Annotated in this window: 14 protein-coding genes and 1 pseudogene; all 15 read left to right on the forward strand. The window is 40.9% G+C overall.

Features of this window, described 5'->3' with window-relative positions:
* Positions 1 to 155 precede the first annotated feature (155 nt).
* On the forward strand, positions 156 to 2,192 hold the full coding sequence (gene flhA, locus PBF_RS07525; RefSeq protein ID WP_035328992.1) for a flagellar biosynthesis protein FlhA: 2,037 nt from the start codon (positions 156 to 158) through the stop codon (positions 2,190 to 2,192).
* The gene (gene flhF, locus PBF_RS07530; RefSeq protein ID WP_035328994.1) at positions 2,189 to 3,337 is read left to right on the forward strand and encodes a flagellar biosynthesis protein FlhF; all 1,149 of its coding nucleotides are present in this window, start codon (positions 2,189 to 2,191) and stop codon (positions 3,335 to 3,337) included. Before flhA ends, flhF begins: the two co-directional genes overlap by 4 nt.
* Positions 3,334 to 4,206: a MinD/ParA family protein gene (locus PBF_RS07535; RefSeq protein WP_035328996.1), complete on the forward strand. Its 873-nt coding sequence runs from the start codon at positions 3,334 to 3,336 to the stop codon at positions 4,204 to 4,206. Before flhF ends, PBF_RS07535 begins: the two co-directional genes overlap by 4 nt.
* Before the next feature lie 6 nt (positions 4,207 to 4,212).
* A pseudogene (locus tag PBF_RS07540) lies at positions 4,213 to 5,309 on the forward strand (protein-glutamate methylesterase/protein-glutamine glutaminase).
* Between the two features lie 18 nt (positions 5,310 to 5,327).
* On the forward strand, positions 5,328 to 7,364 hold the full coding sequence (locus tag PBF_RS07545) for a chemotaxis protein CheA (protein ID WP_035328998.1): 2,037 nt from the start codon (positions 5,328 to 5,330) through the stop codon (positions 7,362 to 7,364).
* Between the two features lie 22 nt (positions 7,365 to 7,386).
* Positions 7,387 to 7,863 (forward strand): chemotaxis protein CheW, encoded by a 477-nt coding sequence (locus PBF_RS07550; RefSeq protein WP_035329000.1) that lies wholly within the window; start codon positions 7,387 to 7,389, stop codon positions 7,861 to 7,863.
* Positions 7,860 to 8,501, forward strand: coding sequence for a chemotaxis protein CheC (locus PBF_RS07555; RefSeq protein WP_035329002.1), 642 nt, complete (start codon positions 7,860 to 7,862; stop codon positions 8,499 to 8,501). The genes PBF_RS07550 and PBF_RS07555 overlap by 4 nt, the downstream gene beginning before the upstream one ends.
* Positions 8,494 to 8,991, forward strand: a complete 498-nt coding sequence (locus PBF_RS07560) for a chemotaxis protein CheD (protein WP_035329004.1) — start codon at positions 8,494 to 8,496, stop codon at positions 8,989 to 8,991. Before PBF_RS07555 ends, PBF_RS07560 begins: the two co-directional genes overlap by 8 nt.
* A 276-nt stretch (positions 8,992 to 9,267) precedes the next feature.
* Complete coding sequence (locus PBF_RS07565) at positions 9,268 to 10,023, forward strand: FliA/WhiG family RNA polymerase sigma factor (protein ID WP_035329005.1); 756 nt, start codon at positions 9,268 to 9,270, stop codon at positions 10,021 to 10,023.
* 89 nt (positions 10,024 to 10,112) lie between these two features.
* Positions 10,113 to 10,424 (forward strand): hypothetical protein, encoded by a 312-nt coding sequence (locus PBF_RS07570; protein WP_035329007.1) that lies wholly within the window; start codon positions 10,113 to 10,115, stop codon positions 10,422 to 10,424.
* Between the two features lie 9 nt (positions 10,425 to 10,433).
* Positions 10,434 to 11,033 (forward strand): DUF6115 domain-containing protein, encoded by a 600-nt coding sequence (locus PBF_RS07575; RefSeq protein ID WP_035329009.1) that lies wholly within the window; start codon positions 10,434 to 10,436, stop codon positions 11,031 to 11,033.
* Between the two features lie 147 nt (positions 11,034 to 11,180).
* Entirely contained in the window at positions 11,181 to 11,882 is a 702-nt protein-coding gene (gene rpsB, locus PBF_RS07580; RefSeq protein WP_035329011.1) for a 30S ribosomal protein S2, read from the forward strand.
* Positions 11,883 to 12,071: 189 nt separating this feature from the next.
* Positions 12,072 to 12,953, forward strand: a complete 882-nt coding sequence (gene tsf, locus PBF_RS07585; RefSeq protein WP_035329013.1) for a translation elongation factor Ts — start codon at positions 12,072 to 12,074, stop codon at positions 12,951 to 12,953.
* A gap of 137 nt (positions 12,954 to 13,090) precedes the next feature.
* The gene (gene pyrH / locus PBF_RS07590; protein ID WP_035329014.1) at positions 13,091 to 13,816 is read left to right on the forward strand and encodes a UMP kinase; all 726 of its coding nucleotides are present in this window, start codon (positions 13,091 to 13,093) and stop codon (positions 13,814 to 13,816) included.
* Positions 13,816 to 14,373, forward strand: a complete 558-nt coding sequence (gene frr / locus PBF_RS07595; RefSeq protein WP_035329016.1) for a ribosome recycling factor — start codon at positions 13,816 to 13,818, stop codon at positions 14,371 to 14,373. The genes pyrH and frr overlap by 1 nt, the downstream gene beginning before the upstream one ends.
* Positions 14,374 to 14,379 lie beyond the last annotated feature (6 nt).

Consider the following 14,379-nt stretch of genomic DNA (forward strand, 5'->3'; position numbering starts at 1 on the left):
AAGCTGTTGAATGGCTGCCAAGGCGTTTCCGCTTTTGTAAAATAAGAAAGTATTGATCTTTGAACTGCGATAACTGTCTAGCTCCAGCGCCTACCCCCTCGAGGTGTCGGGGGTGAGCAAGGCGCTTGCGCTTTTCTTGTAAGGAGAGAGTTTTGATGCAAGTAAGAGACTTATCAGTATTGATGAGTGTAATTTTAATAGTAGCCATGCTTATTATTCCTTTTCCGCCTTGGCTTTTAAGTGTACTGATAATCATTAATATTGCGCTTGCACTTATGGTTTTGCTGACGGCCATGAATATGAAGGAAGCGCTCGAATTTTCCATTTTTCCTTCCTTAATATTGTTAATGACATTATTCAGGCTGGGTTTGAATGTTTCTACAACCAGATCCATTTTATCGGAAGGGGAAGCAGGAAAGGTCGTTGAAACATTCGGTTCATTTGTAACCGGCGGTAATGTTATAGTCGGACTCGTTGTATTCTTAATTCTTATTATTATTCAATTTATCGTCATTACCAAAGGATCTGAGAGGGTTTCCGAAGTGGCGGCGCGTTTTACACTTGACGCCATGCCGGGTAAACAGATGAGCATCGATGCAGACTTAAATGCAGGTATGATCTCTGAGCATGAAGCCCGGGAACGCCGTGAAAAAATCAGCCGTGAATCTGACTTTTACGGTTCGATGGATGGTGCCAGTAAATTTGTTAAAGGTGACGCCATTGCCGGGATCATTATTACGCTTATCAACTTATTATTTGGCGTTGTCATTGGCATGGTGCAGCTGGGGCTCCCGTTTGCAGAGGCTGCCATGAAATATTCAATGCTGACGGTTGGAGACGGAATTGTCAGTCAAATTCCGGCTCTGTTAATCTCCACAGCAACGGGTATTGTAGTAACAAGGGCAGCATCAGATGGAAATATTGGAAAAGACATTACTTCCCAGCTGTTTGCTTATCCGAAAATGTTATATGTCACTGGCGGAACTATCATTCTGCTAGGGTTATTGACACCGATAGGGCTTGTTTTAACACTGCCGATTGGCGGCTTGATGATTTTTGGCGGATATACGATAGCTAAGACTCCACAGCCGGATAAAGATCAGCTGCTGGAGATGGAAGAAGAGGTCGAAAGCGATGAAATGAAAAGTCCTGAAAGCGTGGTTAACCTATTAAATGTAGATCCGATAGAATTCGAGTTTGGCTATGGGTTAATACCTCTTGCCGATACGAATCAGGGCGGGGACCTTCTTGACAGGATTGTAATGATCAGAAGGCAGCTGGCGATTGAATTGGGCCTAGTCATTCCGGTAGTTAGAATACGTGATAATATTCAGCTGCAGCCGAATGAATACAGATTGAAGATTAAAGGAAATGAAATGGCCCGCGGCGAGCTTCTGCTAGATCATTATTTGGCAATGAGTCCTGGTATTGAAGATGATAGCATCGAAGGAATTGATACGATTGAGCCTTCCTTCGGCCTGCCGGCAAAATGGATAACAGAAGAAATGAAGGAGCAGGCAGAAATTTTCGGCTATACAGTCGTTGACCCGCCATCTGTTGTTTCTACTCATATTACAGAAATTATAAAAAGCAATGCTCATGAGTTATTAGGCCGCCAGGAAACAAAGCAGCTGATTGATCATGTTAAGGAAAGCTATCCAATCCTTGTTGAAGAAGTTACACCAAATCCATTGTCTGTTGGTGAAGTTCAAAAGGTGCTTGCAAAACTATTGAGGGAAAACGTTTCGATCCGAAATTTGCCGGTTATCTTTGAAACACTTGCTGATTTTGCCAAATCTACAAGTGATACAGATTTGCTTACAGAATATGCCCGTCAGGCTTTGGCCAGACAAATTACCAGCCAGTTTTCACAGCAGGGTGACTCTATAAAAGTCGTTACCCTATCAGGGAGAGTCGAGAAAATGGTTGCAGAAGGTGTTCAGCAGACAGAACATGGGAATTATTTATCCATGGATCCAACGGTATCCCAGAATATTCTTGAATCAATTGCTTCCCAGGTTGAACAGCTTTCATTGATGGAGCAGACGCCAATTGTCCTTTGTTCTCCAGCAGTCAGAATGTATGTCAGGCAATTAACAGAAAGGTATTTCCCGCAGATACCGATCCTTTCCTATAACGAGCTGGAAGCAAATGCGGAAGTTCAAAGTGTCGGGGTGGTGAATATAGATTGAAGGTAAAAAAGTTCATGGCAGCGTCCATGCCTGATGCGATGAAACAAATACGCGCGGAACTGGGTAAGGATGCAGTAATTATAAATTCACGAGTAGTATATACAGGCGGGGTTTTAGGCTTTTTTAAAAAGAGAAATATAGAAATAATGGCAGCGGCGGATTCAAATAAGGAAATAGAGCAAAAACCCGCTGTTAAGCCTGCAGCAATCCCTGCTGCTTCAAATCATTTCAAGGGAAACACTGAAGATTCTCAATTTCCCGGATCAGGAACATCAGATGAGCTGATTAGAGAGATAAGCAGCCTGAAACAAATGATGTCCTCATTGGCAGGTGGAAAGCAGATAAGTACTGTCTACCCTGAAGCGATAAGAAAAGTCATGCAATTACTTAATGAACAGGAAATTGACAAGTCAATACAGGATCAGGTACTTCAAGTATTGCTGGAAAAATGGTACTTGGGCGGTGCCAAAGCTAAAGCTGCTGAAGTGGAAGCCTGGATGCAAGAAGAGCTTATAAAGCAAATTGAGGATATTCCATTCTGCGGGATTTCTTTCACCAAAAAATATATCAATGTAGCAGGTCCTACTGGAGTAGGGAAAACAACTACCTTGGCGAAGATGGCAGCAGAGTGTGTGATTAAACATAAAAAAAAGGCTGCATTTATCACAGCCGACACCTACAGGATAGCTGCGATCGATCAATTAAAAACATATGCAGGCATCCTGGATATACCTTTAGAAGTTTGCTACACAATAGATGACTTCAGACAGGCAGCAGAGAAACTGAAAGAATATGACCTTGTTTTAATAGATACAGCCGGACGGAATTTCAGGAACAGAAAGTATGTAGAAGATTTAAAGAATGTGATTGATTTCGAGCAGGAGATGGAAACTTTTTTAGTGCTCTCGCTTACTGCGAAACAAAAGGATATGGAAGATATATTTAATCAGTTCTCAATTATAGACATTGATAAGCTTATCTTCACAAAGGCAGATGAAACGTCAACTTACGGTGCGATGTACAACATCATTCATAAATATAAAAAGGGCACAGCTTATATTACAAATGGCCAGGATGTTCCTGATGATATCCTGACGGCAGGGCCGGTAGATATTGTAAAACAACTAATGGGGAATAAGAAATGAACGATCAGGCAGAAAGGCTAAGAGCCAGGCTGAAAGAAGAAGACAGCCGAAGTCATCAATTTAAAACAATAGCGGTGGTTAGCGGAAAAGGGGGAGTAGGGAAATCAAATTTCTCATTGAATTTCTCTATTTCCCTATGCAAAAGGGGCCACAGAGTATTGTTATTCGATATGGATATCGGCATGGGGAATGTTGAGATTCTTATGGGAAGATCAGCCAGTTATTCAATTGCTGATTTTTTAGAAAAGAATATGCCTTTAAATAATATTATTTCAGAGGGACCATATGGACTGGATTATATTGGAGGCGGGACGGGTCTTTCGCATATTGTGAAACTCGATGATGAGCAAATTTCAAGATTCACCGGAGAACTTGCCCAACTAATTCAAAATTATGATTATATCATCTTTGATATGGGTGCAGGCATTACAGAAGAATCCGCGAAGTTCATACTCTCAGTTCAGGAAATTGCGGTCATTACTACACCTGAACCAACGTCCATCACTGATGCATACTCAGTAATGAAGCATATACATCTTTTGGATGATAAGATACCATTTCATTTGGTAATTAATCGGTCTGAAGGAGAGAGAGAAGGGCAGGAAACATTTAAGAGGATTTCTGCTGTTGCATCAAGATTCTTAGGGAGAGATGCTGACCTCCTGGGAATTATTCCGGATGATCGCAGCATAAAGCAGGCTGTGAAACGGCAAATTCCTTTCATTATTTATCAGGAAAATTCAGCTGCTTCAAAAGCGATTCGGAATATGACTGAGAAAGTTGGCGGCGGAGCTGGCGGGGAGACTGGTGAATATCATACTTCCCAGTTTATTTCAAAGCTCAAAAAATTTCTTTTTAATAGGGGGTGAATCAGCTTGAAGAGTGTCAAAGTGCTTGTAGTAGATGATTCAGCCTTTATGAGGAAACTGATTGCGGATCTCTTGTCTGAAGATGAGAGAATTCAAGTTATTGGGACAGCCAGAAACGGAGAAGAGGGCTTAAGGAAAATTAAAGAATTAAATCCTGATGCAGTAACCATGGATGTTGAAATGCCGGTCCTAAACGGCCTGGAGGCTCTCAAAATAATTATGAAAACTATGCCTGTTCCTGTAGTCATGCTTTCAAGCACAACGAAGGAAGGTACTGAAAACACCTTTACAGCCATGGAATATGGGGCAGTAGATTTTATAGCGAAGCCATCTGGGCCAATCTCACTTGACCTGCATAAAATAAAAACTGAATTAACAGATAAAGTAGTGCAGGCAAGCAAAGCGAATATGAAAGGGCTGGTTAATTTTTCAGGTAGTGGAAAAAAACTGCCGGACTTCACCGGAGTTATAGTAAAATAGAACCGTGTAAATCTATTCAGCTCAATCGTTCTGCTGATGAACCGAGCCTAAAAGTCAAACAGATTATCTGTATAGGAACTTCCACGGGCGGACCTCGTGCACTTCAAAAAGTGCTGAATGATCTTCCAGGAAATCTTAACGCACCGATTCTGATTGTACAGCATATGCCTGCCGGATTTACGAAGTCACTGGCAAGCAGACTAAACGGATTATCGTCGTTATCTGTTAAGGAAGCCGAAGATGGGGATATTCTTAAAAACGGCACAGCCTATATTGCTCCTGGTGGCTTTCACCTGACAGCAGCAAGGTCAGGCAGGGATCTTGTGATTCATCTGGATGAATCACCGCCAAGGAACGGACACAGGCCTTCAGTTGATGTGATGTTTGAATCTGTAGGTGAAATTAAAGAGATCAGAAAAATTGCTGTCATAATGACAGGAATGGGAGCAGATGGCAGAAATGGCCTGGTGGCAATGAAGAAAAGCGGTGAAGTGAAAGCCATTGCTGAATCAAAAGAATCATCAATTGTATTTGGAATGCCAAGAGCAGTGATTGAATCTGGCCTTGCAGATGAGGTGCAGAATATTGAACGTATAGCAGAATCCATATTGAAATATGTTTAAAGCCGAGGGGGCAGGCACATGGAGATGAACCAATATTTAGAGGTATTTATCGAAGAAAGCAAGGAGCATTTGCAGTCGTGCAATGAACAGCTTCTTGAATTAGAAAAAAATCCTGATGATATAAAAATAGTTAATGAGATATTCAGGTCTGCTCATACGCTGAAAGGCATGTCGGCCACCATGGGGTATGAAGATCTCGCAAATCTAACTCATCAGATGGAAAATGTTCTTGATGCAATCAGAAATCAGAAGATTAAGGTAAATGGTGAAATTCTCGATGTTGTTTTTCTGGCTGTTGATGATCTTGAAGCAATGGTCCTATCAATAGCAGAAGGCGGAGACGGAAAAAGGGATGTTTCCATAGCTGTTGAAAAGTTGATGCTTATTGAAAAAGGGGAAAGCCCGGCACTGTCAAAAGCAAGAGCCGAAACGGCAGCAGCAATTGCTGAACCTCCAGGACCAGTCAAGAGTACATATGATGATTTCGAGTGGACCGTGATTCAGCAATCGAAGGAGCAGGGCTTTGAAACCTATGAAATTTCAATAGCCTTGCGGGCAGATTGTCTGCTGAAAGCAGCCAGAGTCTATATGGTTTTTGAGGTCCTTGAGAAGAGCGGGGAAGTGATCAAAGCCACTCCTTCTGTTGAGCAGCTTGAAGAGGAGCAATTTGATCAGGAATTCTCTGTAACAATTGTGACCCAAGAAACACCCGAAGTTATCCGTCAGAAATTGTTGAAGGTCTCAGAAGTGGATAGGATAGATGTGGTCGAGGTTTCTATGGGGGATTACATCTCCCGGGAAACCGTGAAGGATGAAGGTACCCTGAAGCCTGATGTGGAGGAGAAGGCAGATCGTGCTTCAGAGATGCCAAAAGAGGAAAAGAAGGCGCCTGCAGCAAAGCAAGTCAGCAACAAAACCATTAGGGTGAATATCGAGAGACTGGATATCCTTATGAACCTGTTTGAAGAATTGGTGATTGACAGAGGCAGGCTTGAACAAATATCCAAGGAATTAAACAATCAGGAACTTCATGAAACAGTTGAGCATATGTCAAGGATATCCGGAGACCTGCAGAATATTATTCTGAATATGCGCATGGTCCCAATAGAAACAGTATTCAATCGTTTCCCGAGAATGGTCAGACAATTAGCAAGAGATTTAAATAAAAAGATCAATCTAGAAATTGTCGGTGCAGATACTGAACTGGACCGAACGGTTATCGATGAAATTGGCGATCCGCTTGTTCACTTAATCCGAAATGCATTAGACCATGGTGTAGAAACACCGGAAGTCCGTAAAGCAATTGGTAAAAACGAAGAAGGAAATGTCATTCTAAAGGCTTATCACAGCGGCAATCATGTTTTCATAGAAATAGAGGATGATGGCGCAGGCATAAACAAAGATAAGGTTATAAAGAAAGCATTAAAAAATGGCATCATTACAGAGCAAAGCGCTTCAGCATTAACGGACAAGCAGGCATATGAACTTATTTTTGCCTCAGGATTCTCAACTGCGGATAAAATCTCAGATGTTTCCGGACGGGGTGTAGGGCTGGATGTTGTCAAGAATACAATTGAGTCATTGGGAGGATCAGTTTCAATTGATTCAAAAGTTGGACAGGGGTCCATATTCTCCATTCAGCTGCCATTAACTTTATCCATTATTTCTGTCATGCTCGTCGAGATTGAGAAGGAAAAATACGCAATCCCTCTATCTTCTATTATTGAAACTGCTATTATCAGGAAAGCAGATGTCTTAAGTGCACATAATCAGAAAGTGATTGATTTCAGAGGCAAGGTTGTTCCGCTCCTTTCATTGAAGGAAATCTTTGAAGTGCCATCTGACAATCATGAAGATGAATTTATTTCCGTTGTTATCGTAAGAAAAGGGGAAAAGATGGCCGGGCTTGTGGTGGATTCCTTTATCGGGCAGCAGGAAGTCGTTTTAAAATCACTTGGAAACTACTTAACAAGTGTGTTTGCCATTTCCGGAGCAACTATATTAGGAGATGGACAGGTTGCCCTGATAGTGGACTGCAATGCATTGATTAAATAAATTTTGACGAGGAGTGAACATGATGAGTGAGATGACAGCCGCGGATTTAAAATTGATTGTATTTCAGCTGAAAGATAAGGAATATGCGATTCCCGTTAATCAGGTGCGTTCCATAGAAAAGGTTGAGCATATAACCCGGGTTCCTCGAACAGTCGGCTTTGTTAAAGGAGTGATCAATTTAAGGGGTGTAGTGACACCTATCATTAGCCTCAGAAGCAGATTTAATCTGGAAGAGGCTGAATATAATGAGCATTCACGAGTCATCATCGCAGTATTGAATGATATGGAAGTCGGATTGATTGTAGATTCAGCAAATGATGTGATTGATGTGGCGCCTGAATCAATTGAACCACCTCCGGAGGTAATCGGTTCAGAAGAGGCCGATTTTATAAAAGGTGTTACAAAAATCGAAAAACGTTTATTTATCCTAATAGATTTGGAAAAAGTCCTGAATCCGGAAGAATTGGCAGCTCAGGATGGAAAAGGAATAGCGGGATGAATTTTTCAGAAAAAAATATCAGCAGCATTCAATTGGATATTCTTAAAGAAATCGGGAATATTGGTGCGGGTCATGCGGCTACTGCATTATCAACGCTGCTTAATAAAAAAATCGATATGTCTGTCCCGGATGTGAAAATTGTTTCTTTTGATGAAATGATTGATATGGCCGGAGGACCGGAAAATGTTGTGGCAGGGGTGTTCCTAAGGATAGAAGGAGACGCCCCTGGCAGCATGTTTTTTGTCCTGCCTCTTGAACAGGCTGAAATCTTTATTCGGGAACTGCCTGGAAACATTCCTTTCTGTGCAGATGAGCTGCCATATGATGAACTTGCTGTATCCGCACTCCAGGAGCTTGGCAACATTCTATCAGGATCATATTTATCATCATTATCGGATTTTACTAAGCTGTCACTTTTCCCTTCAGTGCCGATGCTTAGCATTGATATGGTGGGGGCAATTATTGGTACGGGTCTCCTTGAAATTTCGCAGGTGAGTGATTACGCCATCGTAATTGATACAGCTTTAAATGATGAACTTCAAAATACGAATGCTGTTAATGGCCATTTCTTTCTGCTTCCTGATCCTGAATCCTTTCAAATAATCTTTAAGGCATTGGGAGTTCCGGATTATGAATAGTCTTTTAGAAATTGTAAAAGTTGGCATAGCAGATATGAATATAGTTAAAACTCCCGGGTTAATCAGGACATCAGGACTTGGTTCCTGTGTCGGTGTGGTTCTTTATGATCTTAGTGCAGAAATTGCCGGGCTGGCGCATATTATGCTGCCTGATTCTTCTCTTGCAAAGAACACAAGCTTTAATTCAGCTAAATATGCTGATACAGCAATCAGGGATTTAGTGAGCCTTCTGATGAAAAACGGTGCAAAAGCTTCCCGATTAAATGCCAAGATTGCCGGTGGAGCCCAGATGTTCCAATACTCCTCCGGAAGTGATTTAATGAGGATTGGCCCAAGGAATGTGGAAGCGGTTAAAAAGGAACTATATTCCTTAAAGATTGCTATTTTAGGTGAAGATGTTGGCGGGCATAGCGGCAGAACAATTGAATTCAATCCTGAATCAGGCGAATTGGTGATTCGGACTGTTAATAAAGACAAAGTTGTTATTTAAGCTCCCGCTCTAAGGTATGGGCAGTTACAAGTGAATCAGCTTTATATTGGTCGGCTTTACAGGTTTTAAATGCTGCCGGATGATCACAGCCAGCCATAAAAGCTGATTTTCTCTCCGTCTTATTAATTATTCTCTCTAATTATTTCCTCGAAGGACACACCCCTTATTTATTGGTTTCGAACCAAGCAGTTTGGATGTAAGATAATATTTTTATAGGAAACATTTTGATATACTAACAATAATTAATAGAAATGGAAACGTTTGAGGAGGATGGCCATGGCAGACATGATAACTGAAGAAAGCACTTACTGGGCTAAATGGGTCGACTCTCGTGATGCTCAAGCGGGGAATTTTCTTGTGAAAAAATATTTGCCTCTTGTAAGCTATCATGTACAGCGGATATCCGCTGCCCTGCCGAAGAATGTTTCAAGAGATGATATACGAAGTCTTGGGCTAATGGGTTTGTACGATGCGCTGGAAAAGTTTGAGCCTGCAAGAGATTTGAAATTTGATACATATGCTTCCTTTCGAATTCGCGGTGCAATTCTAGATGGATTAAGAAAAGAAGATTGGCTTCCCCGAAGTACGAGGGATAAGGCGAAAAAAATTGAAGCTGCCACTGAGATGCTGGAGCAGCGGCTGATGCGCAATGCAACAGTGCGTGAAATTGCTGAAGAAACAGAAATGCAGGAAGACGAAGTTTATTCTATTATGAACGAACACTTTTACGCCAATATCCTCTCAATCGATGAGCAGCCTGATTCAGAAGAAAAAGATGCCAGCTATTCAATTAAGGATGAAAAAGCAATTATTCCGGAAGAAAAGGTATTAAAGAATGAAATCTTGGAAGAAATGGCTGAAAAAATCTTACAATTAAATGAAAAAGAGCAGCTTGTGCTAAGTTTATTTTACAAAGAGGAATTAACCCTTACAGAAATTGGCGAAGTAATGGGACTATCAACATCCCGAATATCCCAAATCCATTCAAAGTCAATTTTTAAGCTGAGACAGCTGTTGGAAAAAGCCATATAGATTTATGACATTTCTTTCTGCAAAGGAAAAAAATGAAGATCTGGCAAGTGAAAATAAGAAGTGAGACGTTATCAAGGATGTGATCTGGGATGAGTTTGAAATCAATAGAACTGCAGATAGCACTTCCCAGAACGTTCGAAGCAGGTAAAATTCAGGATCAGCTTCAGCAGAGGGGACAGATAATCAGCGGGTTTGCTGCCGACAGTACAGAGGAAAATACTGAAAAGCAGCGGAAAACTGTAATAAAACAGGAGCATAAACAAAATGTCAATCTTGGCAATGATGACAGCGAAAGACAAAAAGAGGCCGGGGGGCATGATCGGAAAGAAGATCGAAAAAAAGACAGCAATGACAAACAGAACCATCCTTACAAAGGGAAGGTTATTGACTACAGCGGATAGAGGGATATCATGACAGCTTTTCTAATAGCTATAAGCCTGCTATTGAATATTGTAGCCTTATTATTCATTATTCTGCTTTATTTGCGTCAGAATAAATTAATGGATACAGAGAAAAGACAGGAAAAAGTGATTGTTGAAATGGAAGAGGTTATATCGTCGTACCTTATTCAAATGAAAGAAGAAAACGATGATTTTATTAGCAAAATTTCACAGTTTAATACGAAAAATGATCCATCTATAAAAGAGAATAGTATCAGAGTAAATTTGGACAGAAAAAATGATCAAGAAATAGCTAAAGTAGATGAGAAATCAATGCGATTAGCCAAAGCGTCCATCTACCAGGCATCTAAAGCTTATAAACAGAATTTGAGGAAAACAGAGGATAAATTGAGTGAAAAAGAAAACTTATCATCCATAATGGAAACTGAATCTGTCACACAGTCAGATAGCAGTCAGCAATTTAAGGAAGAGATTCCTTCATCAACATATGATCAAGTGTTTACTCTGAAAAAGCAGGGAATGAGTACCGAGGATATTGCCAAACAATTAGGTAAAGGGAAGACAGAAGTCGAGTTAATGCTTAAATTTCGCCAAAATCAGCAAGAATAGCTTGATTGTGAAAAATACTTATGCTATATTAACAAATGGTGTTAATACACACGCTTATGGATTTAGCCGGATGGTGCTGTTCACATGCAGTTGCCGGCTGAAAATGATATAGGCGGAGGAAATAAAAACCATTAGGAGGAAACACAAATGTCAGTAATTTCAATGAAGCAATTGCTTGAAGCTGGTGTACACTTCGGACACCAAACACGTCGCTGGAACCCTAAGATGAAGAAATATATCTTCACTGAGCGTAACGGCATCTACATCATCGACCTTCAAAAGACTGTTAAGAAGGTAGAAGAAGCTTACAACTTCGTTAAGGAACTTGCTGGAAACGGCGGTACAATCCTTTTCGTAGGAACTAAGAAACAAGCTCAAGATTCTGTTAAAGAAGAAGCTATCCGTTCCGGTATGTTCTATGTGAACCAGCGCTGGTTGGGCGGAACTTTAACAAACTTTGAAACAATCCAAAAGCGTATTTCGCGTTTAAAGGATATCGAAAGAATGTCTGAAGATGGAACTTTCGAAGTTCTTCCTAAAAAAGAAGTTGTTCAATTGAAGAAAGAGCAAGAGCGCTTAGAGAAGTTTTTGGGCGGAATCAAAGACATGAAGAGCCTTCCAGATGCTCTATTCATCATTGACCCTCGCAAAGAGCGCATTGCTGTTGCAGAAGCACACAAATTAAACATCCCTATCGTTGGTATCGTTGACACTAACTGTGATCCGGATGAAATTGATGTTGTAATCCCTGCAAACGATGATGCTATCCGTGCTGTTAAATTGTTAACTGGTAAAATGGCAGATGCTATCCTTGAAGCTAAACAAGGTGAAGAAGTTACAACTGCTTAACATAAAAGCAGACGCGCCATGTGGTGCTGGAGCTTTACAGCTCTAAGGTGCTTTTTTCTTGATTTAAAGAAGGTGATAAGAGGGAGCACCCTTTATCACCTTTTTTTAAAGAAAAGGCAAAGTTTAGTTTTCTATACAGTAATAAATGGTAAAGATATTATTACATAACTCATTAAGGAGGATCTCATAATGGCAATTACTGCTCAAATGGTTAAAGAACTTCGTGAAAAAACAGGCGCAGGCATGATGGACTGCAAAAAAGCACTTCAGGAAACTGATGGTGATATGGAAAAAGCAATCGACTTTCTTCGTGAAAAAGGAATCGCTAAAGCTGCTAAGAAAGGTGACCGTATTGCTGCGGAAGGTCTTACTTCTGTTAAAGTTGATGGAAACGAAGCTGTTATCCTTGAAGTAAACTCTGAAACAGATTTCGTTGCCAAAAACGAAGGATTCCAAACTCTTGTAAAAGAAATCGCTGAGCATTTGCTTGCTAACAAGCCGGCTTCTGTAGAAGAAGCAGCTGGTCAGACAATGGCTAACGGTGCTACTTTAGAATCTCACATCAATAGTGCGATTGCTAAAATCGGAGAAAAGCTTTCTCTTCGCCGCTTCGAAATCAAAACAAAAACTGACAGTGATGCATTTGGTGCGTACCTTCACATGGGCGGACGCATTGGTGTGTTAACAGTCCTTGAGGGAACAACTGACGAAGATGCAGCGAAAGATGTTTCAATGCATATTGCTGCCCTAAACCCTAAATATGTATCCCGCGATGAAGTGTCACAAGACGAAGTAGAACGCGAGCGTCAAGTGTTGACTCAGCAGGCTCTTAACGAAGGCAAGCCAGAGAACATCGTTGCAAAGATGGTTGAAGGCCGTCTTGGCAAGTATTTCGAAGATGTTTGCGTAAACGATCAGGCTTTTGTTAAAAACCCTGATCAAAAAGTTGGCAAATTCGTTGAATCTAAAGGCGGAAAAATCCGTGAGTTCGTTCGCTATGAAGTTGGAGAAGGCATCGAAAAGCGTGAAGACAACTTCGCAGAAGAAGTAATGAACCAAGTTAAGAAATAATTTTGAATAAAAAATAATCAAGCTATGAATCAGGGAACACTTTGTGTTCCCTGTTTTTCAAGAATGAGATAAAATTGTAAATGCAGCAATAGCGCCTTTTAGCGCTTGAGCTTTTTATACTACATATGGAGGTTCTTATGAGCAGCCCAAAATTCAAACGCGTGGTCTTGAAATTAAGTGGAGAAGCTTTAGCAGGAGAGCAAGGTTTCGGAATTAATCCTTCAGTGATAAAATCAATTGCTGCACAGGTTAAGGATCTGGCTGAACTAGGTGTTGAGGTTGCTGTTGTTGTCGGCGGCGGTAACATCTGGCGAGGAAAGATCGGAGAAGAAATGGGTATGGATAGAGCAAATGCCGACTATATGGGCATGCTTGCAACTGTTATGAACTCATTGGCATTGCAGGATAGCCTCGAGAACCTTGGAGTGGAGACAAGAGTTCAAACCTCGATCGAGATGAGACAGGTTGCTGAACCGTACATCCGCAGAAGAGCTATCCGCCATCTTGAGAAAAAGCGGGTTGTGATCTTTGCTGCAGGAACCGGAAATCCTTACTTCTCAACTGATACTACAGCAGCATTGCGAGCTGCGGAAATTGAAGCAGAAGTAATTCTTATGGCGAAAAATAATGTGGATGGAGTCTATTCAGCTGATCCCCGCATTGATAAAAACGCAAAAAAATACGATGAGCTTTCCTATCTTGATGTATTGAAAGAAGGATTGGCTGTAATGGATTCCACAGCATCATCTTTATGTATGGATAACAACATTCCGTTAATTGTATTTTCAATCATGGAAAAAGGCAATATTAACCGCGCTGTAATGGGTGAAACAATTGGAACAATCGTTAGGGGGAAAAAATAATGCCAAAACAAGTTATTGCAGATGCAAAAGAAAGAATGACTAAAGCGATTTCAGCTTATACAAGGGAGCTTGCGAGCATCCGTGCAGGTAAAGCCAACGCTTCTTTGCTTGATCGCATCACTGTTGATTACTACGGTGCGCCGACTCCTGTTAATCAGCTTGCCGGGGTGTCTGCTCCTGAAGCGCGCCTTTTAGTTATAACGCCTTATGACAAAACCATTCTGGGAGAAATTGAAAAGGCCATCCTTAAATCTGATATCGGATTAAATCCATCAAATGACGGCAGTGTAATCAGACTGGCTATTCCACAGCTTACAGAAGAACGCCGTAAAGAGCTTGTTAAGGTTGTTAAAAAAGAATCAGAAGAAGCAAAAGTTGCCATCCGCAATGTTCGCCGCGATGCCAATGATGACCTGAAAAAGCTTGAGAAAAATGGAGAAATCACTGAAGACGATCTCCGCGGTTTTTCTGATGACATTCAAAAGCTTACTGATGACCACATCAGCAAGATTGATGAATTAACAAAAGAAAAAGAAAAAGAAATCCTTGCAGTATAAATTTAT

The organism is Cytobacillus firmus DS1, assembly GCF_000565285.1.
In the GTDB taxonomy this organism is placed as follows: domain Bacteria; phylum Bacillota; class Bacilli; order Bacillales; family Cytobacillaceae; genus Cytobacillus; species Cytobacillus firmus_A.

What these genes read in the sequence shown, in the direction of transcription:
- PBF_RS07550 (WP_035329000.1), top strand. Translation starts at nt 7,387, where the DNA reads ATGAGTGAGATGACAGCCGCGGATTTAAAATTGATTGTATTTCAGCTG.
- PBF_RS07570 (WP_035329007.1), top strand. Translation starts at nt 10,113, where the DNA reads ATGAGTTTGAAATCAATAGAACTGCAGATAGCACTTCCCAGAACGTTC.
- PBF_RS07555 (WP_035329002.1), top strand. Translation starts at nt 7,860, where the DNA reads ATGAATTTTTCAGAAAAAAATATCAGCAGCATTCAATTGGATATTCTT.
- frr (WP_035329016.1), top strand. Translation starts at nt 13,816, where the DNA reads ATGCCAAAACAAGTTATTGCAGATGCAAAAGAAAGAATGACTAAAGCG.
- PBF_RS07560 (WP_035329004.1), top strand. Translation starts at nt 8,494, where the DNA reads ATGAATAGTCTTTTAGAAATTGTAAAAGTTGGCATAGCAGATATGAAT.
- PBF_RS07565 (WP_035329005.1), top strand. Translation starts at nt 9,268, where the DNA reads ATGGCAGACATGATAACTGAAGAAAGCACTTACTGGGCTAAATGGGTC.
- pyrH (WP_035329014.1), top strand. Translation starts at nt 13,091, where the DNA reads ATGAGCAGCCCAAAATTCAAACGCGTGGTCTTGAAATTAAGTGGAGAA.
- PBF_RS07575 (WP_035329009.1), top strand. Translation starts at nt 10,434, where the DNA reads ATGACAGCTTTTCTAATAGCTATAAGCCTGCTATTGAATATTGTAGCC.
- rpsB (WP_035329011.1), top strand. Translation starts at nt 11,181, where the DNA reads ATGTCAGTAATTTCAATGAAGCAATTGCTTGAAGCTGGTGTACACTTC.
- flhA (WP_035328992.1), top strand. Translation starts at nt 156, where the DNA reads ATGCAAGTAAGAGACTTATCAGTATTGATGAGTGTAATTTTAATAGTA.
- PBF_RS07545 (WP_035328998.1), top strand. Translation starts at nt 5,328, where the DNA reads ATGGAGATGAACCAATATTTAGAGGTATTTATCGAAGAAAGCAAGGAG.
- tsf (WP_035329013.1), top strand. Translation starts at nt 12,072, where the DNA reads ATGGCAATTACTGCTCAAATGGTTAAAGAACTTCGTGAAAAAACAGGC.
- PBF_RS07535 (WP_035328996.1), top strand. Translation starts at nt 3,334, where the DNA reads ATGAACGATCAGGCAGAAAGGCTAAGAGCCAGGCTGAAAGAAGAAGAC.